This window comes from Desulfovibrio faecalis, from assembly GCF_053570625.1.
In genome coordinates this window covers 58,275-79,821 of sequence record NZ_JBRBQR010000001.1, presented here as the reverse complement: position 1 = coordinate 79,821, position 21,547 = coordinate 58,275, and the positions used below count along the sequence as shown (strand labels likewise).

16 protein-coding genes are annotated in these 21,547 nt (G+C 59.1%); 9 read left to right on the top strand and 7 right to left on the bottom strand.

What is annotated here, in order from left to right; translation table 11 throughout:
- Positions 1-204: 204 nt before the first annotated feature.
- Together ACUZ79_RS00305 and ACUZ79_RS00300 are read right to left on the bottom strand one after the other, a co-directional pair.
- Positions 205-624, bottom strand: a complete 420-nt coding sequence (locus ACUZ79_RS00305; protein ID WP_449250345.1) for a rhodanese-like domain-containing protein — start codon at positions 622-624, stop codon at positions 205-207.
- A gap of 50 nt (positions 625-674) precedes the next feature.
- Positions 675-1,865 carry a pyridoxal phosphate-dependent aminotransferase gene (locus tag ACUZ79_RS00300; protein WP_449250344.1) on the bottom strand — a complete coding sequence of 397 codons (1,191 nt, stop codon included), beginning with the start codon at positions 1,863-1,865 and terminating at the stop codon, positions 675-677.
- An 88-nt stretch (positions 1,866-1,953) separates the two neighbouring features.
- On the opposite strand from ACUZ79_RS00300, the gene ACUZ79_RS00295 reads away from it, so the two are divergent.
- The gene (locus tag ACUZ79_RS00295; RefSeq protein ID WP_240825261.1) at positions 1,954-2,391 is read left to right on the top strand and encodes an MbtF; all 438 of its coding nucleotides are present in this window, start codon (positions 1,954-1,956) and stop codon (positions 2,389-2,391) included.
- A 306-nt stretch (positions 2,392-2,697) separates the two neighbouring features.
- Here ACUZ79_RS00295 and ACUZ79_RS00290 read toward each other — a convergent pair whose 3' ends face one another.
- On the bottom strand, positions 2,698-4,497 hold the full coding sequence (locus ACUZ79_RS00290; protein WP_449250343.1) for a 3-phosphoshikimate 1-carboxyvinyltransferase: 1,800 nt from the start codon (positions 4,495-4,497) through the stop codon (positions 2,698-2,700).
- A 492-nt stretch (positions 4,498-4,989) separates the two neighbouring features.
- Here ACUZ79_RS00290 and aprB point away from each other — a divergent pair, with 492 nt between their 5' ends.
- The 6 genes from aprB to ACUZ79_RS00260 all read left to right on the top strand — a co-directional run bounded on the left by aprB (position 4,990) and on the right by ACUZ79_RS00260 (position 13,390).
- Positions 4,990-5,478, top strand: coding sequence for an adenylyl-sulfate reductase subunit beta (aprB, locus tag ACUZ79_RS00285; protein ID WP_240825259.1), 489 nt, complete (start codon positions 4,990-4,992; stop codon positions 5,476-5,478).
- 37 nt (positions 5,479-5,515) lie between these two features.
- Positions 5,516-7,504 (top strand): adenylyl-sulfate reductase subunit alpha, encoded by a 1,989-nt coding sequence (gene aprA / locus ACUZ79_RS00280; RefSeq protein ID WP_240825258.1) that lies wholly within the window; start codon positions 5,516-5,518, stop codon positions 7,502-7,504.
- Between the two features lie 365 nt (positions 7,505-7,869).
- Positions 7,870-9,105: a CoB--CoM heterodisulfide reductase iron-sulfur subunit A family protein gene (locus tag ACUZ79_RS00275; protein ID WP_240825256.1), complete on the top strand. Its 1,236-nt coding sequence runs from the start codon at positions 7,870-7,872 to the stop codon at positions 9,103-9,105.
- 5 nt (positions 9,106-9,110) lie between these two features.
- Positions 9,111-11,369: an FAD-dependent oxidoreductase gene (locus tag ACUZ79_RS00270; protein ID WP_240825253.1), complete on the top strand. Its 2,259-nt coding sequence runs from the start codon at positions 9,111-9,113 to the stop codon at positions 11,367-11,369.
- 13 nt (positions 11,370-11,382) lie between these two features.
- On the top strand, positions 11,383-12,564 hold the full coding sequence (qmoC, locus tag ACUZ79_RS00265; RefSeq protein WP_449250342.1) for a quinone-interacting membrane-bound oxidoreductase complex subunit QmoC: 1,182 nt from the start codon (positions 11,383-11,385) through the stop codon (positions 12,562-12,564).
- 103 nt (positions 12,565-12,667) lie between these two features.
- Positions 12,668-13,390, top strand: coding sequence for a hypothetical protein (locus tag ACUZ79_RS00260; protein ID WP_240825251.1), 723 nt, complete (start codon positions 12,668-12,670; stop codon positions 13,388-13,390).
- A 217-nt stretch (positions 13,391-13,607) separates the two neighbouring features.
- Here the strand turns inward: ACUZ79_RS00260 and ACUZ79_RS00255 are convergent, their stop codons facing one another.
- The 4 genes from ACUZ79_RS00255 to ACUZ79_RS00240 form a co-directional block, all read right to left on the bottom strand.
- A complete protein-coding gene (locus ACUZ79_RS00255) occupies positions 13,608-13,844 on the bottom strand; it encodes a SlyX family protein (RefSeq protein WP_022657521.1) in 237 nt (78 codons plus the stop codon).
- 33 nt (positions 13,845-13,877) lie between these two features.
- Positions 13,878-15,977, bottom strand: a complete 2,100-nt coding sequence (locus ACUZ79_RS00250) for a YgiQ family radical SAM protein (RefSeq protein ID WP_449252150.1) — start codon at positions 15,975-15,977, stop codon at positions 13,878-13,880.
- A 298-nt stretch (positions 15,978-16,275) separates the two neighbouring features.
- On the bottom strand, positions 16,276-16,659 hold the full coding sequence (locus tag ACUZ79_RS00245) for an EF-hand domain-containing protein (RefSeq protein ID WP_192112653.1): 384 nt from the start codon (positions 16,657-16,659) through the stop codon (positions 16,276-16,278).
- 116 nt (positions 16,660-16,775) lie between these two features.
- Positions 16,776-17,177 (bottom strand): hypothetical protein, encoded by a 402-nt coding sequence (locus ACUZ79_RS00240; RefSeq protein WP_449250341.1) that lies wholly within the window; start codon positions 17,175-17,177, stop codon positions 16,776-16,778.
- A 200-nt stretch (positions 17,178-17,377) separates the two neighbouring features.
- Here ACUZ79_RS00240 and ACUZ79_RS00235 point away from each other — a divergent pair, with 200 nt between their 5' ends.
- Positions 17,378-19,156 (top strand): methyl-accepting chemotaxis protein, encoded by a 1,779-nt coding sequence (locus ACUZ79_RS00235; protein WP_449250340.1) that lies wholly within the window; start codon positions 17,378-17,380, stop codon positions 19,154-19,156.
- Between the two features lie 537 nt (positions 19,157-19,693).
- Positions 19,694-21,484: an RHS repeat domain-containing protein gene (locus ACUZ79_RS00230; protein WP_449250339.1), complete on the top strand. Its 1,791-nt coding sequence runs from the start codon at positions 19,694-19,696 to the stop codon at positions 21,482-21,484.
- The last annotated feature ends 63 nt before the right edge of the window (positions 21,485-21,547 follow it).

Sequence of the window (21,547 nt, the reverse complement as noted above, 5' to 3'; positions counted from 1 at the left end):
CGATACCCCAAACGGCAAGACGTTTCTGTTGTGAAAACGTATGCTGTTGCGCCGCCCGTGTGCGCGGCGCGCCTTGCCTGCGGCGCGTACGTCGCGCATCCGGCTAGGCAAAGAAAAAGGGCGGGGAGGAAAAATCTTCCTCTCCGCCCTGAATAGAAGCAGAATCCGTGCCAGCCGTAATGCTGCTTGCGCTACAGCAGCGCGCTATTTTTGCAGCGGCAGGCCTTGTTTCTGCCAGCCCGTGATGCCTTCATTCATGTGAAGGATATTGGTTATCCCTTCTTTTTCCATGGCGTCGTAGGCTCCGGCAGAGCGGTTGCCCGTGCGGCAATAGAGCAGCACCGGCTTGTCCTTGGGCAGGCCAAGTATCTGCGAATCAAAGGATGCGCCGAAAAAGTCCATGTTGACAGCGCCTGCAAGGTGCCCCTCGCGGAATTCCGCCGGGGTGCGCACATCAACAATGGTCAGCCCCTGTGGAGGATTCTGCAACAGGCTTGCGGCGTCCTTCACGCTGATATCCTTGGCGGAAACCTGAACGGCAGCCAGCAGGAGGAAGCATGCGAGCGTCGACATCAGGCCGTAAAGCCTGCCGCGCGGTGGCGTTGCGGAGAGGGGGTGCGTCATTTCTGCTACCTGTGGTGGTTTGAGATCGGTCTGTAGGCCTGCCTGCGATGCTATTTTACGGAGGCGCGGGCCTTGGCAAAGCCGTCGGCAGCCTTGCGGATCACTTCTTCGCCCACGCAGAATGCCAGGCGGAAGTAGCCGGGGCAGCCAAAGCCGGAGCCGGGAACCGCCAGCACGCGTTCTTCGACCAGCCTGTTCACAAAGGCCACATCGTCCCCGCCGGGAGCCTTGGGGAAGAAATAGAACGCGCCTGCAGGCATCTGGAATTCGTATCCGGCGTTTTTGAGCACCTCGGCCATGGCCTTGCGACGGGCGGCGTAGACGTCCAGGTCAACCTGGCTGCCCAAGGCGGCGGCCATGATGTGTTGGCCTACAACGGGCGGGTTCACAAAGCCGAGAATTCGGTTGGTGAGCGTGAGAGCGGCCATGAGCTCGGCCTTTTCGTGCAACAGAGGTGAAACGGCGGCAAAGCCCACGCGTTCGCCGGGCAGCGAAAGATTTTTGGAGAAAGAGCTGATGACCACGGCGTAAGGATAAAGCGGCAGCACCGAAGGCACTTCCGCACCGTCATAGGCAAGGAAGCGGTACGGTTCATCGGCCACAAGCCAGATGGGCTTGCCGTATTCCTGACTCTTGTTTTCCAGCAGCTCGGTCAGTGCCTTGAGGTCTTTGCGGCTGTAAATCACACCGGTGGGATTGTTGGGCGAGTTGATGAGCACCACGCGCGTTTTGGGGCTGATGGCTTCTTCAAGCGCGGCAAGGTCGGGCGCAAAGGTGTCAGCCTTGCTCATGACAGTGCGGAATGTGCCGCCGTGGTTGGCTACATAGAAGCCGTATTCCACAAAGTAGGGCGCAAAGCCCAGCATTTCTTCGCCGGGATTGATGACCGCGCGCAAAAAGGCGTTGAGTACGCCGGCAGCGCCGCAGCCCAGCAGCACATCATTGGCGGTGAGCGCCACGCCTTGTTCCTTGCTGAGGTGGGCGGCCAGTTTTTCCCGCGCCCATACAAAGCCGCCGTTGGGCATGTAGCCAAAGGCAAAAGGTTCGCCAGCGTGTTCTGTAAAGGAACGCAAACCGTCCACAACGGCGGGGGGTGCTGGCAGGTCGGGGTTGCCCAGGCTGAAGTCATACACGTTATCCGCTCCAAAACGGGCCTTGAGCTGGCCTCCGGCCTCGAACATGCGGCGGATCCACGAAGAGTGTTCCAGATACCCCGTAACGCTGTCTGCAAGAATGGACATATACTGCTCCCACTGGTTGTTGTATTCGACCTGACTATTGGTTATGCTTCCAAAAGCCGCATAAAGCAATTGTCATTTGGAGGCCCTGATGCGTTTTGAAATTTTAGGCAAAGCCCGGCGTGCGCTCTTCCCTGTGCTGTTCGCGGCAGTCCTGCTGCCCGCTTGCGCCTCCAAGGAGACGCAGGAAATTCCAGACGGCATGGCCGTTACCGTTACCTTGCGCGAAGTTCACCGCTGTTCCCGGATATCGCCTGAAATTCAGGTGGCACAGATCCCCGGCAGCACAGATTATTATGACGTGCGCCTGGTGGAATTTACCAATGATGGCCAGGACCTGTTCCTTGGCGGTGGCGAGTGGAACAACGACGGCAGCGGCATTATCCCCGAGGGCGGCTTGACGCGTCACTATCGTGGCCCCTGCCCGCCTGCAGGGCAATCCCGAAACTATGCCTTTATTGTTTCAGCCATGAGTCGGCAGAACATGCAGCCCCTTTCCGTGCGGCTGTTCCGCTTTACTCAGGAATAATCTTCGCAGCCGCGTTTTTTTTGTCCGCTATTGCGGAGTGGGCATGGCGGCCCAAACGGAATTTCCGTCCCGTTGCAGATATGCTGCGCGGGGCGGATTTTTTTGCCGCTGCGCCAGACTTTGGCTGAGGAAAAATTTCTGCCCCACGGTCGCCTGTGGCCCGCGTAGCATTGCAAGAGTGCTGGGTAGAGGCTCGCCGGTGTGGCTCCTGCCCCATGTAATGCCTTTATGTCTGCACTTGCCTTGTAAACGCCAACAGGCGCTGGGGACGATATCTCGCCGCCAGCGCCTGTTGTGCATTTTTTTCTAGTAGTCGTCTTCGTCTTTCAGTTCCGGCGGCACAGCCACTGCGCCGGTGATAATGCGGCGTCTGGGAGCGGCAGCTGGAGCTTCCGGCGCGGCCGAACGGCGCACTGCCGGTTCGGGCAGGGTATTGTACAGCGCCCAGAAGGGCGGGTACAGCCCGGTCATGATGCCGGGGTTGCCCAGCTTCTGGTGGGGGCTTGCACAAGCAGTCAGTGCAAGGGCCATTGCCCAGACAGGATCAGGGGCATTCCAGCCCGTGCGCGGGCCAGTTTGTTCTTTTTTGCACAATCTGCCGTTTTCATCCAAATCCAGACCCACAGCAGAAAGAAAACTTTCTACCGTAGTGCGGTCTGTACCAGAGGGCAGGACAGGCAGAACGGCCTTGTCGCCGCGCAGGGCTGCACAGGCGGCCAGAGCCACCGGCAGCGGAGCCCAGGCGGCGGGGAATCCGGCAGGCAGATCACCCTTAGCATACTGTTTCAGGGGCGCAGCAGCGCGTGCGCAGACTTCGCCGCCGTTTTTGCCCGCTTCAAAGCGCAGGTCAAGGCCGAGCTGCTGCAAAAGATCCCAGCCGGCTTCGGCTGCGGGCAGGGCGGGCCACTGGCCGCCAAGCAGGGCTTCGCCGCCCAGAGCCAGGGGCAGAGCCAGAAGAAAGAGCGCCAGCTCCGGCTCCATGCCAGCCTGAGGCTGGGCAGGCAGGCTGAGCGGGCCAGGATTGACGCGTACTTTTGCGCCCTCCACCTGTACGTCTGCGCCAGCTGCGCGCAGTATGGGCAGTATGCGGGCAACAATGAGCCTGTGCTCGGGATGCGAGCCAAGATCAAGGGTGATCGCCCTTTCGTAGCCGGGAGCCGCCAGCAGGATGCCCTCGGCCAGTTCGGCGGGCACATCGGCAGGCAGTTTGACGGAATCAGGCAGAATGCCGGAGCACTCAAGGCGCGCAGGCAGGCCGTCGCTCTTGGGCACCACATGCACAAGGCGCGCTCCCAGGGTGGGCAGGAAGTGGCGCACAGAAGAAAAATCAGCCAGTTTCAGGCTGGCATCGCCAGTAAACTTTGCGCGCGAGGGGCGGCCAAGGTAGTGCCCCAGCAGCATGAAGAAGTTCCAGGCGCTGTCGCCCGTGTGGATTACCTTGTCAGATGCGCCAAGCGGGGCCGCCGGGCGGGCGGAAACGCCTTCATCCTCGCGGGTCATCGAGGCGCCTGCCTGATTGAGCATTTTGACGCAGTCAACAATGGGATCATTCATGAGGCAGGGTGCGATATGCAGGGGCTGGCCCGTGGCTGCGGCCAGCATCAGCCATGCGCGCGTGGCCCGGCAGGCCAGGGGGGCAGGCATGTTCAGGCGCACGTGCTTGGCGGGCGGTGCAAGGTTAAAGGCCGTGCGCGGCGGTTCCTGCATCGCTGCACCGCCGAGTTCGCCGCCTTCATCCGCGCCGTCAGCGCGGGCAGAGGCGGGACGGGGCTGAAATTCCACTTCCTGCATGAGCGAAAAAAAGTGGCCCGAAAGGCGCGCGTCGCGGCTGATGCGGGAAACGGAGGCTTCCCACGATTCACGGATGGTTTTTTCTTCCGTGGAATCGAGCCGGGGTTTGTCGCCGCGCATGCGGACAAGAATATTATTGCGGCGAAGCAGCAGCCGCAGAATGTCGCGGTCGATCTCGCAAACCACTTCGCGCAGCGGCTTGCGGGCGCGCGCATCGCCGGTTTCGTGCCCGTTACGGGGGCCGCGCGGGGCGCGCTGGCCCCGTGCTTCGCGCGCATCGCGGGGAGCGCGGGAATCGTTGGAATTGTCGGTCATGCCTTGTCCTGTACTGATAATGAAATTTGGATAGGAGGGGTCCGCCCGTGGCGCAGCATTGAAAAAACAACAGGTTGCCGACTCATGGCTCGTTTTGCCGCGGGGGCTTCCCTTATCTGCCCAAGCGTGTTAGCTTGAAATGGCTTCTCTTGCAAGGGTTGCGCATCAGGCAGTCCTGCGTGGCATGATCCGTTAGCTTTTGAAATGGTTGTGACGCAAGAGGGGCGGAAAAGCGAAATAGATTTTTTTTCACAAGGCAGTTAACATTTTGAATTTGCTGTAAATCCACATGACGGCTCTGTGAAGTTTCCACGAATTTTTGCAGAGGGGGGTTGACTCAAAGGCTAAGTGCTTGTTACTAATTGCGCAATCCATACGCCCAACCTTCGTTGTGGAGGCGCTCGGCTAACCCCGGCGTGACGGATTTGCCGCGCGCCTCGCCGAACCCGGCGGGTTTTTCTGAAACACTTTTAAAAGAGTTGGAGGATACGTATGCCGACGTTTGTCGATCCGTCCAAGTGCGACGGCTGCAAGGGTGGCGAAAAGACGGCCTGCATGTACATTTGCCCCAATGACCTCATGATTCTTGATTCTGAGGAAATGAAGGCATACAACCAGGAACCCGATGCCTGCTGGGAATGCTATTCCTGCGTTAAGATCTGCCCCCAGGGCGCCATTACGGCCCGTCCCTATGCAGACTTTGCCCCCATGGGCGGGACCTGTATCCCCATGCGTTCGGCTGACTCCATCATGTGGACCGTCAAGTTCCGCAATGGCAACGTGAAACGCTTCAAGTTCCCCATCCGCACTACGCCGGAAGGTTCCATCAAGCCCTTTGAAGGCCATCCCGAAGGCGCCAACATCGAAGATGAACTGCTGTTCACCGAATCTGCCCTGGCCGTCCCGAAGACCGCCCTTGGCAAGAAGTTCGATGTTAAGGACGCTGACAAGACCTTCACCTGCATGGAACACGGCCGCTAGGCTATTGCAACCGCTAGTGCGATAAGGAGAAACAATTATGCCAATGATTCCCGTCAAGGAAGCGACGAAGGGTGTGGCCATTGCCGAGCCTGAAGTTAAGGAACATGCGGTTGACCTGCTGATCGTGGGCGGCGGCATGGGCTCCTGCGGCACCGCTTTTGAAGCAGTGCGCTGGGGCGACAAGCACGGCCTGAAGATCATGCTGGTTGACAAAGCCACCCTCGAGCGCTCCGGCGCCGTGGCCCAGGGTCTTTCCGCCATCAACACCTACCTGGGTGAAAACGACGCCGACGACTACGTCCGCATGGTCCGCACCGACCTTATGGGCCTGGTTCGCGAAGACCTTATCTTCGACGTAGGCCGTCACGTTGACGACTCCGTGCATCTGTTTGAAGATTGGGGCCTTCCCTGCTGGATCAAGGGCGACGATGGCCACAACCTGAACGGCGCTGCCGCCAAGGCTGCTGGCAAGAGCCTGCGCAAGGGCGATGCCCCTGTGCGTTCCGGCCGCTGGCAGATCATGATCAACGGTGAATCCTACAAGTGCATCGTGGCCGAAGCTGCCAAGAATGCCCTGGGTGAAGACCGCATCATGGAACGTATCTTCATCGTGAAGCTGCTTCTCGATAAGAACACCCCCAACCGCATCGCCGGCGCCGTGGGCTTCAACCTGCGCGCTAACGAAGTGCACATCTTCAAAGCCAACACCATCATGGTGGCCGCTGGCGGTGCCGTTAACGTGTACCGTCCCCGCTCCACCGGTGAAGGCATGGGCCGCGCCTGGTATCCTGTGTGGAACGCCGGTTCGACCTACACCATGTGCGCTCAGGTTGGCGCTGAAATGACCATGATGGAAAACCGCTTCGTGCCCGCCCGCTTCAAGGACGGTTACGGCCCCGTGGGTGCGTGGTTCCTCCTGTTCAAGGCCAAAGCCACCAACTCCAAGGGTGAAGATTACTGCGCCACCAACCGCGCCATGCTGAAGCCTTACGAAGATCGCGGCTACGCCAAGGGCCATGTCATCCCGACCTGCCTGCGTAACCACATGATGCTTCGTGAAATGCGCGAAGGCCGCGGCCCCATCTACATGGACACCAAGAGCGCCCTGCAGAACACCTTCGCGACCCTGAACGAAGAACAGCAGAAGGATCTTGAATCCGAAGCTTGGGAAGACTTCCTCGACATGTGCGTTGGCCAGGCCAACCTTTGGGCCTGCACCAACACCGCGCCTGAAGAACGTGGTTCCGAAATCATGCCCACCGAACCCTACCTGCTCGGCTCCCACTCCGGTTGCTGCGGCATCTGGGTTTCCGGTCCCGACGAAGCTTGGGTGCCCGAAGACTACAAAGTGAAGGCTTCCAACGGTAAGGTCTACAACCGCATGACCACCGTTGAAGGCCTCTTCACCTGCGCCGACGGCGTGGGCGCTTCCGGCCACAAGTTCTCCTCCGGTTCGCATGCTGAAGGCCGCATGGCTGGCAAGCAGATGGTCCGCTGGTGCCTTGATCACAAGGACTTCAAGCCTGAGTTCGCTGAAACCGCCGAAGAACTGAAGAAGGCCGTTTACCGTCCCTTCTACAACTTCGAAGAAGGCAAGGCCGCTTCGACCGACCCCGTGGTGAACCCGAACTACATCACGCCCAAGAACTTCATGATGCGTCTCGTGAAGTGCACCGACGAATACGGCGGTGGCGTGAGCACGTACTACACCACCTCCAAGGCGCTGCTTGACACCGGCTTCAACCTGCTCGCCATGATGGAAGAAGACTCCTTCAAGCTGGCCGCTCGTGACCTGCACGAACTGCTGCGCTGCTGGGAAAACTACCATCGTCTGTGGACGGTGCGCCTGCACATGCAGCACATCGCCTTCCGTGAAGAATCCCGCTACCCCGGCTTCTACTACCGTGCGGACTTCATGGGCCTGGACGACGACACTTGGAAGTGCTTCGTGAACTCGAAGTACAATCCCGCCACCGGCGAGACCAAGATCTTCAAGAAGCCCTACTACCAGATCATCCCCGACTAGTCGGCGGCACTGATGCCAAATGGGGGCGGCCGCAAGGCCGCCCCCTCTGCTGCAAGCTCTGGCTTTGCCAGGCTCGCGGCGGCGAAAAACGCGTGCCGGCGGCGGCCCAGGCCCTGCCGGAAAAAGAGCGGTTTTCGTGCCAGCCTGTTGGTGTGCCGATTGTTTGGGCATAGGTGCGCAGCACAAGGCAAATGTTCGGCAAGGGGATGACCGGCAGCAGGCCCCCCTTTGTCGGCGGGCGTGGTGCGGGCAGTTTTGTGCGCTGGCGCTCGCAGAGGTCGGCCACGGGGCCGCTCCTTTTTTTTCGCGGCGGGAGTCCTTTTCCTTCTTCAGCCGCTATGCAACAACGCAGGAGGATATCCAGGATGTCCAATGCCATTCTCGTCGTGGGCGGCGGCTTTGCAGGCCTCACAGCCGCCATTGAAGCGGCGGAACTGGGCCACGACGTCTTTATCGTCGAAAAGTCGCCCTGGCTTGGTGGGCGCGTGGCTCAGCTCAATAAGTATTTTCCCAAACTTTGTCCCCCCTCCTGCGGCTTGGAAATTCAGTTCCAGCGCATCAGGAACAACCCGCGCATAAAATTTTTCACCCAGGCCGAAGTGGTCGGGTTTATGGGCGTAAAGGGCGATTACAAGGTGAAGGTGCGCATCAGCCCCCGTCACACCGCCCCGCACAATATTGATTTCAGCCTGCTGGCCTCCAGCCTGACCGGCGAAGTGGAAAGCGAATTCGAGCTTGGTCTTGCCACGCGCAAGGCCCTGCACAAGGATATGCCTTTCGCCTTCCCCAGCCGTTACACGCTTGACCTTGATGCGCTTTCCAAGTCTGACAGCGCACGGGTTGCCGGGGCCAAGTTCCTTGATGTGAATGAACCGCAGCGCGATATTGATCTCAATGTCGGCGCGGTGGTCGTTGCCACAGGCTGGAAGCCCTATGATGTTACCCAGCTGACCAATCTTGGTGCGGGCAACGTGAAAAACTGCGTGTCCAACATGCAGCTTGAACGCCTTGCTTCACCCTTTGGCCCCACCGGTGGCCGCATTGTCCGTCCTTCTGACGGCCGTGCTCCCCACCAGGTCGCCTTTGTGCAGTGCGCTGGTTCCCGCGACCAGAACCACCTGAACTACTGCTCCTACATCTGCTGTATGGCCACGCTCAAGCAGTGCCTGTACATTGCAGAGCAGAATCCCGATACGCAGATCACGGTGTACTACATCGACCTGCGCGCCCCGGGCCGCTATGTGAAGGTGCTGGAAAAGGTCAAGGCGCTGCCCAACGTGAAGTTCGTCAAGGGCAAGGTTGCCGACGCCGTGCAGGCCGAAGGCAACAGGGTGCGCATTACGGCTGAAGACGCCGTGCGCGGTGAAAAGATGACCCTTGATTATGATCTTGTTGTGCTGGCTACTGGCATGCAGCCCTCGCTGGCTGGCGAAAATGCGCCCCTGCCCCTGCCGCTGGACGAAGACGGCTTTATTGCGGGCGGAGAAGAGGCCGGCATTTTCGCCGCTGGTTGCGCGCGCATGCCCCTTGATGTGATGCGCTCGGCGCAGTCCGGCACAGCCGCCGCCCTGAAGGCGGTACAAACGGTGAAAGGGAGGTAGGCGGCATGTCGGGTAAAATTGGCGTCTATTTTGACCAGCAGAACATTGGCGGCGGGCTTGATCTGACCGCTCTGGCCGAACAGACGAGCCAGAAGTGGGGCAGTCTTGTTCCCGTAGTCAAGGTCGTTCCTGTGCTGGCCCTGGCCGTGAGCGAAATCAAGGCCGACATCGAAGCGCAGGGGCTGGACGGCGTGCTGCTGTGCGGCGCTTCCCCCCGCGTGGATGCGGACATCTACCGCCTGCCCGTGCAGGTGGAACACGTAAACCTGCGCGAACAGTGCGTGCAGGCCTATAAAAATCCTGATCACACCCCCGTGGACACGGCCAACGGCGCGCCCGAACTGCTGGCGCTCATGGCCCGCGACTATGTGAACATGGGCGTGGTCAAGCTGCAAAAGAGCGAAGTGCCCGATTCTGCCGCCATCACCGGCGTGCCGAGGGTGCTCGTTATCGGCGGCGGCTGGACGGGTCTTACCGCAGCTGCTGAGGCTGCTGAAACCGGGTATGAAGTTGTGCTCGTTGAAAAAGCCGAAAAGCTCGGCGGCGCTGCCAACAACATCCCCATGGGTTCGCCCCTGGCCTCCCCGTGGACGGACAAGCAGCCCACCAACGTGGCCGACAAGATCAGCAAGGTGCTTGGCAACAGCAAGATCACCGTGCACATGAACACCCGCATGGAAAAGCTGGAAGGCCAGCCCGGCGAGTTCAAGGCCACCTTTGCCACTCCTTCCGGCTCGCAGACCATCGAAGTGGGCGCTGTGGTGTTGGCTACCGGCTGGGTGCCGCTTGATCAGAAATACCTTGCCTCCATGGGCCTTGGGCAGAGCACCAAGGTTGTGGACGCCGCCACCTTTGGCAAAATGTTGGTGGCCGATCAGGTGAACGCCCGCCGCATCGCCTTTGTTCTTGACACCACCATGGCTGAAGAAGCCGTGCGCAAGGCCGCTGAAGAAGCCGAAGCCGCTCCTGAAGCCGCCAAGCCTGCGGAAGGTGAAGAAGAAAAAGGCTTTGTAAAAGCCAACCTCGAAAGCTTCCGCCATGTTGCGTATTCCAACGCGGTCAACAGCGTGGGCATGCTCCGCCTTGCCAATACGGTCTGCGAAAAGACCAACGACACCTGTCAGACCTTTATCCTTTATAAGGACATGACCGTTCCCGGCATTCTTGAACGCTTCTACAAGAAGATGCAGGATCGTCTGGGCGTCATGATGACCAAGGCCGACGTGACCGACATCCGCGAAGCTGGCGACCACATGGTTGTGAGCTGCAAAAATACCCTGCTGGGTATGGATTTCGATCTGGATGTGGATCTGGTTGTGCTGCCCACGGGCCTCGTGCCCACCACGGCCAAGGACGTGACCGTCTGCTTTGACTATCGCCAGGGTCCGGACTTCCCGGATCTGAACCTGTTCGATGGTTTTGCGGATTCCAACTACATCTGCTTCCCCTACGAAACGCGCCGCACCGGCGTGTACGCTGCGGGTTGCGTGCGTCAGCCCCTGACCATGGATGCCTGCGAAGAAGACGCCAAGGGCGCTGTGCTCAAGGCCATGCAGTGCATTGAAGCTGCCAGCCACGGCGTGGCTGTACATCCCCGTTCGGGCGACCTTTCCTACCCCGTGTTCAACTTTGTGCGTTGCACCCAGTGCAAGCGCTGCACGGAAGAATGCCCCTTCGGCGCTCTGGATGACGATGAAAAGGGAACGCCCAAGCCCAATCCGGCACGTTGCCGCCGTTGCGGCACCTGCTTTGGCGCTTGCCCGGAACGCGTTATCTCCTTTGCCAACTACAATATCGACCAGATCGGCTCCATGATCCGCGAAGTGCAGGTGCCCAAGGACTTCAAGGCCGACGGCCCCCGCGTGCTGATTCTGGCCTGCGAAAACGACGCCTACCCGGCGCTCGATATGGCCGGTGCCCGCAACAAGCCCTGGAGTCCCTACTGCCGCATCATTCCGGTGCGCTGCCTTGGCTCTGTCAACGCCATCTGGGTGTCTGACGCCATGAGCAAGGGCTACGACGGCGTCATGCTGCTGGGCTGCAAATATGGCGATGACTACCAGTGCCACTTTGTGAAGGGCTCTGAAATCTGCTCCCGCCGCAAGGAAAACATTGCCGAGACGCTTAACCGCCTTGGCGTGCAGCCCGAACGCGTGGAACAGCTTGAAGTGGCCATTGACGAATACGACAAGGTACCCGACCTGATCGACGGCTTTGTTGACCGCATCATGGCCATGGGCCCCAACCCGTTCAAGGGCATGTAGGAGGATGGCAGCAATGGCACAATGTACAATCAAACCTGATATGGAGTTTGTCAGGGCGCTGGAAGAATCTGGGGGAGAATCCCTCAAGAAGTGCTACCAGTGCGCCACCTGCTCCGTGGCCTGCCCTCTCGCTCCGGCCAATGCGCCTTATCCGCGCAAAGAAATGGTCTGGGCGTCCTGGGGCCTTAAAGACAAGCTGCGCGCCGATGTTGACCTGTGGCTCTGCCACAACTGCGGCAACTGCTCCGACCTTTGCCCGCGCGGCGCCAAGCCTGCGGACCTCATGGGCGCAGCGCGCAACGTCATTTACCGCGAACTGACCGAACCCACCTGCGTGGGCAAGCTCATGAGCAAGCCTGCTGGCCTGCCTGTGCTCTTCGCCATCCCGGCTGTACTGTGGCTCTTTGTGTGGTGGATTCGCGCCGGTTTCAACGGCGGTCAGTGGTTCCCCCGCGCAGCCGATGGCCGCATTGTTTTTGGTCAGATTTTTTACGGCGACTACACCATCGACCCCATCTTCATGCTCACCTTCTTTGGCGCGGCCTTGATCATCGCGCGGGGCGTCATGAAACTTTGGGGCATGTTCAAGCCTGAAGGCTCACTGGCCGTCATTGGCAAGAAAAAGTGCTGGATCTGGCATTTGTGGGACGTGCTGTGGGATGAAGTCATCACCCACCGCAAGTTTGACGACTGCGAAGACGGCCCCGTCACCGGCAAGGAAACCCCCAACCGTAAGTTTGGCCACATGCTGCTGGTTTACAGCTTTGCCATCCTGGCCTTTGTTACGGCGGTTGTGGCTGTTGGTCACTGGGGCGGCAAGGTTATTCCGCTCATCCACATTGAAACGCCCATGCCGCTGCTCTTCCCGGTGAAGATTCTGGCCAACCTGGGCGCGCTCATGCTGCTGGCCGGTCTTGCCATCCTGACCATCCGCCGCGTGATGCTGAATCCCAAGTTCCAGGGTTCCAGCTGGTACGACTGGTATCTGCTGGGCATCATCTGGCTGGTGGCCGTCACCGGTGTGCTGTCGCAGTGCTTCCGCCTTGCGGACGCCCTTGTGCCTGCCTTCCTGGTGTACTACCTGCACCTGGTATTTGTGTGGATGCTTTTCGCTTACCTGCCCTGGTCTAAGCTTGGCCACTTCGTGTACCGCACGGCGGCCCTGGTTTACGCCCGCATGTACGGCAGAAGCTAACGGCATTGGCCCCTGGCCTTGCGCTGGGGGCCACCCTTGAGGATGCGCACAGTTCCCCGTGAGCTTTTCTGAAAAAAATACGATCTCCGAGGAGGAGGCCGCCATGTCCGATACATCTCGTAAGGTTTTTCCCGTGGAGTCCGTGCTTGCCCTGGTTGTGGGCAAGGAGGGCGTAGACGTCAAGGAAATCGCCGGTTTTGTTGCCGGTCGTTCCGTTGCCTGTGATACCTGCGCCAAGGCCGTAGGCCCCTTTGCCGCCGCATGGCTGGCCCGCTGGTACCCCAAGTTTGCCGACCTGAACTGGGTTGAAGGCCAGTCCTGGGACGCCTTTGTCAACACTGGGCGCAGCGCCCTTGGCGACAATGTTTCCCTCACCTGCATGGACGGCCTGACCAAGGCCCTGTGCGACAAGGTGCTGAACTACCTTGGCGAAACCTACGCCAGCATGGCCGCTCAGACCGCCGCCGCCGTGGCCCTTGAAGACCGTGTGCGCGCTTTGGAACCCGCTGAAGCCCGCGCTGCCGCTCTTTCCAAAAAGGTTGATGAGCTTGAAGCTAAAATCAAGACCATGAACACCGATATGGGCGGGCTGCGCAAGCAGGTTGCCGAATTCCAGGGCAAGGTTGCCATCAACCATGACGAACTGATGATGAACATCAAGGACGCCATCAAGGACGGCCTGAAAGGCATGGTTGTGGGCGGCGCCGCCGCTGGTGCTGCCGCCGCTGCCGGTGATGAAGCTGCTCCTGCTGCTGAAGAAAACGCCGTGCCGGACGATTTCGGCTTTGGTGCTTCCGGCGCCAACAACGACGGCTTCGGCTTCTAAAGCAAAGACTGCCTGTGAGAGGGTTCGGAGCAAGGCCCCGAACCCTCAGACAAATAAAAAACCCGCCATCTGGCGGGTTTTTTATTTGCGGCAGTACTTATACCACACTGAGTTTGTGAGCTTTCTGGAGGCGGTGTGCGCCTGACGCCCTCGGTTGCGATAACAGCCGCATGGCAGCCCTTGGCGCGCATTCTTCATATCCTGCGTGGGCGCTCTGCTACCAGCGCTCGGGCATGGAGTGGGGCGGCAGCGAATTTTCCGGCTGGTCGCCAAGCTTTTCGCGCAACAGACGGATCACGGATGTGGCATCGGAAAAATCCTGCTCCAGTTTGTCCAGTTGCAACTGTTGGGCGGTAAGCGCCGCATCAAGAGCCTTGATGCGTTCCTCCTGAAAAAAAGTCAGTTCTTCCAGACGGGTCAGCCGATCATCTTCTGAAGTCAGTGGGCGGGACATGGTTGCCTCCTTGTGAAACACCTGTTGGCACAGCTACGCGCGGCTTCCGCCGCGCCGTCCGTCGCCTCGTTTGCTGTTGCGTTCAGCGCCTCGATCCTCAGAACCGAAGCGTGAATCCTTGCCCCTTTGCGGGTTATCACCCCTGGCCGGTCTGCCTTTTGCTGCACCACGATCATTGTCTTCCCACCGTACAGGCCTGTCATTCCGCTGCCCTTGCGGGCCACGGGAAGGCCTTGCCCTGTCCTCTGGCTTGCCAGCTCTGCCGGGCCGTGTGCTGTCAGACTTGCGAGCGTCTCCATGCGCGCCGGGCCGGGTGTTGGGCCTGTCACCGGGCCGCGAACCGGGCCGCCGTGGGGCGTCACCATCCTCCGCAGCGGGCATCAGAATATAGTGCTGGCGCATGCGCTGGGCATCCGTGCGGGCGACATAAATCTGCTCGCCAAGCTCATCGCGCCCGCAATAAAACATGGCCGTGGCAATTGTGCCGGGGGTGGGAATAAAACACTGCGTCTGCTGCGGATTCCAGTGCCGTTGCCGCAACCAGTGCGACAGGGTGCGCATGTCTTCATCCGTACAGCCGGGGAAACCGCTCATGAGATACGGCACCACGTATTGTTCCCGCCCAGCGGCGCGGCTTTGGCGCACAAAGCTCTCCAGAAAAGCTTCAAACACGTCCAGCGAGGGTTTGCGCATGAGCTCAAGCACTGAGGGCGCGCAATGTTCCGGCGCAACCTTGAGCTGGCCGCCCGTAAATTCGCCAGTGTAAGCGGCGAGGGCCTCGGCGTCACGCAGGGCAAGGTCGGCGCGAACGCCGCTAGCCACGCGGGCCTGCTTGACTTCCGGCAGGGCGGCAACCTTGCGCAGCAGCTCCACATGTTTGCGCTGCGGCGTGATGAAGGATTTGCACACGCTCGGGAAACAGCAACTGGTGCGGCGGCAGGCGCTTTTAACTCGTGGCTTGGCCGAGTCATCGTTCTGCGCATTGCGGCTGTCCAGCGCGCAGTGCCCCTGCCACATGTTGGCTGTGGGGCCGCCCACGTCAGAAATAGCCACTGGGCCTTTGCCTCGTGCCACATTTTGCTGCCCCAGCAGGCGCGCCTCGGCAAGAATGGATTGCTCGGAGCGCGAACTGATGCGCCTGCCCTGATGCAGAGCCAGCGAACAGAACGAGCAACCCCCGCCGCAACCCCTGTGACTTGTGATGCTGGTACGCATCATTTCCGCCGCAGGGATGGCCTCCCTGTAGCGCGGGTGCGCCATCCGGGTGAAAGGCAGAGTGTAGAGGTCGTCCATTTCTTCGGTGGTCAGCGGCTGGGCGGGGCGGGCCAGCACTACGGCGCGGTCGCCCACAGGCTCAAAGGCCCAGGCGTCAAGGCGGTGTACCTGCCGTTCCAGTTCCTGCGTCAGTTTGAGCAACTGAAAGGAGTCCGCCAGAATTTCATCATGCGAGGGCAGGGCAACCCACGGTTCGCCTTCAAGGGCAGGTGGCAGATTGGCCGGATGCCCGGAAGCGTCCAGCTTGTTCATCCAGGCTGTGCCGGGGATGCCGCGAATATCTTCCCCCTTGTCCAGGCGTTGGGCGCATTCAATGATGGCCTTTTCGCCCATGCCCCAGATGAGCAGGTCAGCCTTGGCATCCATAAGAATGGGTTTGCGCAGGGAGTCTGTCCAGAAATCGTAGTGGGAAACGCGGCGCAGGCTGGCCTCAATGCCGCCAAGAATGATGGGCAGGCCGGGAAACGCCCGCCGGGCAAGGTTGGCATAGACCAGACACGCCCGGTTGGGGCGCGCCCCGGCTTTGCCGCCGGGCGTGTAGGCATCGTCGTGGCGTTTTTTGCGAAAGGCCGTGTAGTGCGCCAGCAGGGAATCAAGCGCTCCGGCGCTCACCCCGGCAAACAGGCGCGGGCGGCCCATGACGAGCAGATCGTCAGTATTTTCCCAGCCGGGCTGGGCCACAATGCCGGTACGGAAGCCGTGGTGGATCAGCCAGCGGGCCAGCAGTACGTTACCGAACGAAGGGTGGTCAACGTAGGCGTCGCCGTTGATCAGCAGCACATCAAGCTGATCCCAGCCAAGGGCGCGCATTTCTTCCGCGCTCATGGGCACGAAACGCGGCTGACGCAAACGCCCCATCGGCTGTGCTCCGTCTGTGCCTGCCTGCGGTGTGTCCGCCCACAGAGATTCTGGGGCAACAGCCTTGCGTTGCTGCGCGTTCTCGCGCAGCAGATCGGGAAAGGGCGGCTTGCGCGTGGGTGCGGGCTTGTTATCTGCATGCGCGGAAGCTCTGGCACCCTGTCGGCGCGGCGCACCCTTGGGCGCGTCAGCAGAAAGCGGAACGGCAGCCGTTTTTGATCTTTCGGGCTGCCGCTCAGGAGCAGCGCAGCCCTGGTCGCCGTGCTGACGCCAGGGCTGCGGAAATGGCGCGGGACGTTTATTTGCCATTGGGGGGCGTCACCAGGGGCATGTCTGCACTGCCGGGAGTGGGCATCATGGCGTTGCCGGGCATGCCATTCTGGCCGCCCATCATGTTGCCCATGCTGCCACCCATGTGGCCGGAGGAATGGTTGGATACAAACTCGTCCCATTCAGCGCGGTCAATAACTTTATCGCCGTTTTTGTCAATAACGGCAAAGGCTTCTTCGCGCATATTGGGGAAGTAAGCCTTGAATTCCTCGTAGGACACCTTGTCGTCCTTGTTAGTATCCATCATGGCAAATTTATCAACCTTGGCCGTATCGGTTGCGGCGGGGTTGGCCTGGGCAGATGCGGCCCAAAGGCAGAGCACGGCAGCGAGGGCTATGTGCAGAAGCTTCATGGGGGATCTCCTTGTGGGGGGTTGAGCCGTCAGCGCTTGGGTTCTGCCTGCGGCGTTGCTGTATTCCAAGATAAAGCCTTGCCAGCTATCGGCAAGGTCAAAATTTCAAGTCCGGCTTATTCTGTTCTGAAATCAAGGCCCAGTTTTTCCATGCGGTCAATGCACAGAGTAAGATTGTCGGGCTGTCCCGGCTTGTGATTATCGGGGTAGAGCAGGGCTGACATATAAAAAATTGAGTTCAGACGCAAAGACATTCTGGCACTTGCCGAAAAGCCTTCCAGAGCGAGAGCGTAATTGAAGCGCGTTTCGCCCGACAGCGGTTCAAGCAGGGGCTTGGCGTCTTCGGCCATGGCTGCAAGCAGTTCGGCCTTGAGGCGCATATGTTCATTATGGCCGGGGGTATCCCCGGCGTCAAGGCGGGCAAGGGCCTGCGCCTCTGCCGCCATAACTTCGGCATGGCGGTTGCGCAGCCATTTGATAAGGCTTGTCAGGGCCTGTTCGCTGGTGTTAGCGCTCACGGGATTCTCCTTGCTGGGGTTCGGCGCGGCCTGCTGTGCAGCCGTGCATGATTTTTAAAATGATACAGTTCAGGCAAGAAGGCAACGCCGGGCATGCATTTTGCGGCGTTGACCATAATTGCCGTTGACTAGTGCGGTGTATTGGTAGGATGATCAAAATAGATCCCCCCTCACGATTTATCCGCGTAGTGGAGGACACTATGGGCATGTCGCTTCGGGTTAAACTGGCAAGCGGTTTTGGCGTGATCCTGCTGATTTTTGCCATATCCGGCAGTCTGGCAATGCTGGCCTTGCGCGCGCAGCGCGAAACGCTGGGCATGCTGGGCAGGCATGAACTGCCCAGCATCAATCTGCTGCATGAAGCATCCCTGGATATGCAGCTTTACCGCAAGGCTGAAAAAGACATCCTGCTGAACATGGGCGACAGCAAGGCGCTCAAAGGGTATCTGGGCAAGCTGAATGAAATTGCGGCTGAACTGGACGAGACCCTGCGAAAGCTGGAGGCCGCCCTGCGGGGCAATCCCCAGGCCGGAGCCAAAGCCGAGGCTCTGGCGCAGGAGGCGACACAGGCATTTGCGGCTTACGATGCCGTGGTGCGCCGCACTTCATCAGATATAGCATCCGGCTCTGGCAGCATGAGCGCCGCACAGGCCAATGCCTACTACACAACCTACAAGAATCACGTTCATACTACCGAAAAAAATCTGGAAGCGCTGGAAACCCAGTTCATGGAACGCGTGGTATCCAGCCAGCGAGAACTGGCAGAGCAAACGCGCGGCACAGAACGCCTGCTGCTGATTTCCATTTGCGGCAGCGTTGTGTGCGGCGCGGGTATTGCCCTGCTGGTGCTGCTGTCTGTAACCCGGCCTCTGGGGCGGGTGATCAGCTTTGCGCGCGCCGTGGCTGGCGGAGACCTCGAGGCCCGGGCCAGCGGCAGTTACAGTGCGGAAATGGCCGCGCTGCGCGACAGCATTGAGGGCATGGTGGGCACGCTCAAGGGCAAGATAGCCGAAACCGAGCACAAAAGCGCCGAGGCTGCGGAAGAAGGCCGCCGCGCCCGCCAGGCAGCGGATGAAGCTCAGGCCGCCAAGGCCGCAGCAGAACGCGCCAGGGCGGAGGGCATGATGGAAGCCGCCGCGCAGCTTGAGCGCGCGGTGGAGGGGATTTCGTCCGTTTCCGGGGATATATCTGCGCAGGTGCGCCAGGCCAGCCTTGGTGCGGAGCGCCAGTCCGCCCGCGTGGGCGAGGCCGCCACAGCCATTGAGCAGATGAACGCCACCGTGCTTGAGGTTGCCAAAAATGCCGCCAGTACCGCGCAAAGCACGGATGCCGCGCACAGCAGGGCCAATGAAGGTTCCGGCGTCATGCATCAGGTGGTGGACGGCATGGGCGAGGTGCGGCGCGTCTCCGCCGAGCTGAAAAATTCCATGGATACGCTGGGCGGCATGGTGGGCAACATCGGGCAGATCATGTCTGTCATTTCAGATATTGCGGATCAGACCAACCTGCTGGCCCTCAATGCTGCCATTGAGGCGGCGCGGGCCGGCGATGCCGGGCGCGGTTTTGCCGTGGTGGCGGACGAGGTGCGCAAACTGGCGGAAAAAACCATGGGAGCCACCCGCGAGGTGGGCGAGGCTGTCAGCGGCATCCAGAGCGGCACCAGCGCTAACATTGAAAATATGGAGCGCGCCCTTGCCGCTGTGGAGCGTACAACGGAACTGGCCGGGCGTTGCGGCGAGGTGCTGCGGGAGATTGTAACCATGGTTGACGGCGCGAGCGATCAGGTGCGCGCCATTGCCACCGCCAGCGAAGAACAGTCTGCCACATCAGAAGAAATCACCCGCAGTATTGATGAAATTAACGGTATTTCGCGCGATACAGCTTCGATTATGAACAAGTCCGCCCAGGCTGTGGAGCAGTTGGCGGGGCAGACGCGCGATTTGCAGGGCCTGGTGCAAAAGATGAAGTCTGGCGCGTAGCAACTGCCCTGAATGCCTCGCCTATGGCGGAGGGCAAGGCCCATCTTTACCAGATGCTTCATACCGGGCCTTGTTGCTGGCCTACGCGGATAAAGCTTCTGCTTGTAAATTGAGCAGATTCACGAGCGATTCATGCGCGGCAAAAAGTGATGTCTTAAAAAAGGCATCACTTTTTATTTTACAAAAAATTGTATTATATTAGAGAGTTGTAAGTTTTATGAAGTAAAAAAATGCAAAATTTAATCATTTTTTTATTAAATAAAATCATATAGTTATAAATGAAGTGAAAATTTGCAACTTTCTTTGCCCTCATGTGTCGCTATTTAACTAACTGAAATATCACATATTATTAGTGTTGCATGTGCCAAAAACTTACCTCCAGTTTACTGAAATGTTTCAGTCTTACAGAATAAAATTTTTGTGGCATTTATTTTGTTCGGACCCCGACTTGAAGTGTGGTGACCAATCTAGCAGCCCGCAGATTTGGAAATCCATGCGTGAAATTCTTGGAATGAACAAAAAATCAAAGAGGTTCTTATGCGTGACGCGCAAGTGGTGAGAAGACAAAATGGCCTGGCAATCCAGTATCAGTATGATGTGGATGGACGCATTGCCCGCAAAACAGAGCAGTTTAACGGGGCCTCAAATGTGCTGGAGTATGCCTACGATGCCGAGGGCAGGCTGACCGAGGTAAAAAACAACGCTGCCATTGCGGAAACATATAAATACAGTGCTTCTGGCCAGCGCGTGCGCAGCAAGGTCTGGTATGAGGGCTGCCCTTCCGCATCAACAAGCGCAATGGAAAAATCGCGCTACAGCTATAATGACAAAGGCCAGTTGGAAAGCGACGGGCAAAATCGCTATGCCTATGACAAATACGGTTCGGTAAGCAGCATCACAGGCAGGCGCGGACTTCGGCTTGCCTACGGCAGCAGTACCATGCTGGGCAGGGCCGAGCTCAATGATGGTTGCGAACTGCGCTACGCCTACAAGGGCACAAGGCTTTACAGGCGGTACCGCCACAACGACATTACGGGCGAATACCGCTGGAACGATCAGGCAAGGCTCGCAGGCTTCCGCGACCATGAACTTCGGCTGGAGTATGGCTATGCCTATGATGCGGACGGCACCCTGAGCAGGATAGTCATTCGCCCCTTGGGCAAAACGGTTCTGGCTGCTGATGCCGCTCCGGAAAATGAACGCAACGGCTCGGACGGTTGGTTGCACTGGTTTGGCGCAGCAAATCGTAAGAAAAGAGTGTGCCAATGCCTCTCTGCATACCAACAGCTCCGCAACCCTTCTGATGCTGGCAAGCCAGAAAAGTCGGCTCTGGGAGGGGCAATGACCGACAGCGCCCCTGCCAGGGCGGCATCGGCGCTGTCGTCACTCGTGCTGGCGTGCTGCTGCGATCATCTGGGTACGCCACGCCTGTTTGTGGGGCCAGACGGCAAGGTGGTCAAGGAGGTGGTGCGCAGCAGTTTTGGCAAAATTGTTTATGATTCCTTACCCTGCCTCTATGTTCCCATAGGGTTTTGCGCCGGGCTGGAAGACAGGGACACCCACCTCATACGGTTTAACTGGCGCGACTATGATCCGCGCATTGGCAGATTTATGTCGCTTGACCCTGCAAACGACACGCGCGGCGATGGCGACCTGTACGACTATTGCGTGGATGACCCGGTCAACAGGCACGATGCCAGCGGGCTGGCCTGGGATGAGAGCAAGCATCCACGCGATGCAGTCGGTCAGTTTACCAACGCGGGGGGCGGCGCAGCGGGCTTATCAACTACTGGGCCGGAACTGCGGGCGCCAGTATCCCGAGAGGTTATGCACCGGGCAAATGTTGGTCGCAATGCCATGAGCGAGAGGGAAGAGCTTAAACGGTCTGCCATATCGCGCAACGGCATGATGCGGAGGGAGGAGGTTTTGCCGAATGACAAGCCATTGCCCAGGTGGGATCTCGATGCGGCCATCGCTCGCTTGCATTCTCAGGTACTCCCCGGCTCTGACAGTCGGTGCGGTGAATTTGTCCACAAGGCCATTGATGCAGGCGGAATCATACTCAACACATCATACAATCCTCATGGGGTCAGTGCTAGTGGGTATGGCCCCATTCTGCGCCACGCAGGGTTTAGAACGGTGACTCCAGGCGAGAAGCTACAAAAGGGGGATGTCGTGGTTTTTCAAGCTATTAAAGGTCATAAGGATGGCCATGTTGCCATGTTTGACGGAAAACAATGGATATCAGACTTTAAGCAAGACAGCATATACGCGGCCACAGATTATCAAAAGGTTGACGCGCCTTATGTTATTTACCGGAGGCCATAAATATGCTAAATGATATAGGCAACTAACTCATATTCAGGGATGAGTTAGTAAATTAGGTTCTTC

Excerpts from the sequence above, each read along its gene's own strand:
- ACUZ79_RS00235 (WP_449250340.1), top strand. The coding sequence starts at position 17,378 with ATGGGCATGTCGCTTCGGGTTAAACTGGCAAGCGGTTTTGGCGTGATC.
- ACUZ79_RS00230 (WP_449250339.1), top strand. The coding sequence starts at position 19,694 with ATGCGTGACGCGCAAGTGGTGAGAAGACAAAATGGCCTGGCAATCCAG.
- ACUZ79_RS00290 (WP_449250343.1), bottom strand. The coding sequence starts at position 4,497 with ATGACCGACAATTCCAACGATTCCCGCGCTCCCCGCGATGCGCGCGAA.
- qmoC (WP_449250342.1), top strand. The coding sequence starts at position 11,383 with ATGGCACAATGTACAATCAAACCTGATATGGAGTTTGTCAGGGCGCTG.
- ACUZ79_RS00270 (WP_240825253.1), top strand. The coding sequence starts at position 9,111 with ATGTCGGGTAAAATTGGCGTCTATTTTGACCAGCAGAACATTGGCGGC.
- ACUZ79_RS00245 (WP_192112653.1), bottom strand. The coding sequence starts at position 16,659 with ATGAAGCTTCTGCACATAGCCCTCGCTGCCGTGCTCTGCCTTTGGGCC.
- ACUZ79_RS00275 (WP_240825256.1), top strand. The coding sequence starts at position 7,870 with ATGTCCAATGCCATTCTCGTCGTGGGCGGCGGCTTTGCAGGCCTCACA.
- ACUZ79_RS00305 (WP_449250345.1), bottom strand. The coding sequence starts at position 624 with ATGACGCACCCCCTCTCCGCAACGCCACCGCGCGGCAGGCTTTACGGC.
- aprB (WP_240825259.1), top strand. The coding sequence starts at position 4,990 with ATGCCGACGTTTGTCGATCCGTCCAAGTGCGACGGCTGCAAGGGTGGC.
- ACUZ79_RS00300 (WP_449250344.1), bottom strand. The coding sequence starts at position 1,865 with ATGTCCATTCTTGCAGACAGCGTTACGGGGTATCTGGAACACTCTTCG.
- aprA (WP_240825258.1), top strand. The coding sequence starts at position 5,516 with ATGCCAATGATTCCCGTCAAGGAAGCGACGAAGGGTGTGGCCATTGCC.
- ACUZ79_RS00260 (WP_240825251.1), top strand. The coding sequence starts at position 12,668 with ATGTCCGATACATCTCGTAAGGTTTTTCCCGTGGAGTCCGTGCTTGCC.
- ACUZ79_RS00255 (WP_022657521.1), bottom strand. The coding sequence starts at position 13,844 with ATGTCCCGCCCACTGACTTCAGAAGATGATCGGCTGACCCGTCTGGAA.
- ACUZ79_RS00295 (WP_240825261.1), top strand. The coding sequence starts at position 1,954 with ATGCGTTTTGAAATTTTAGGCAAAGCCCGGCGTGCGCTCTTCCCTGTG.
- ACUZ79_RS00250 (WP_449252150.1), bottom strand. The coding sequence starts at position 15,977 with ATGGGGCGTTTGCGTCAGCCGCGTTTCGTGCCCATGAGCGCGGAAGAA.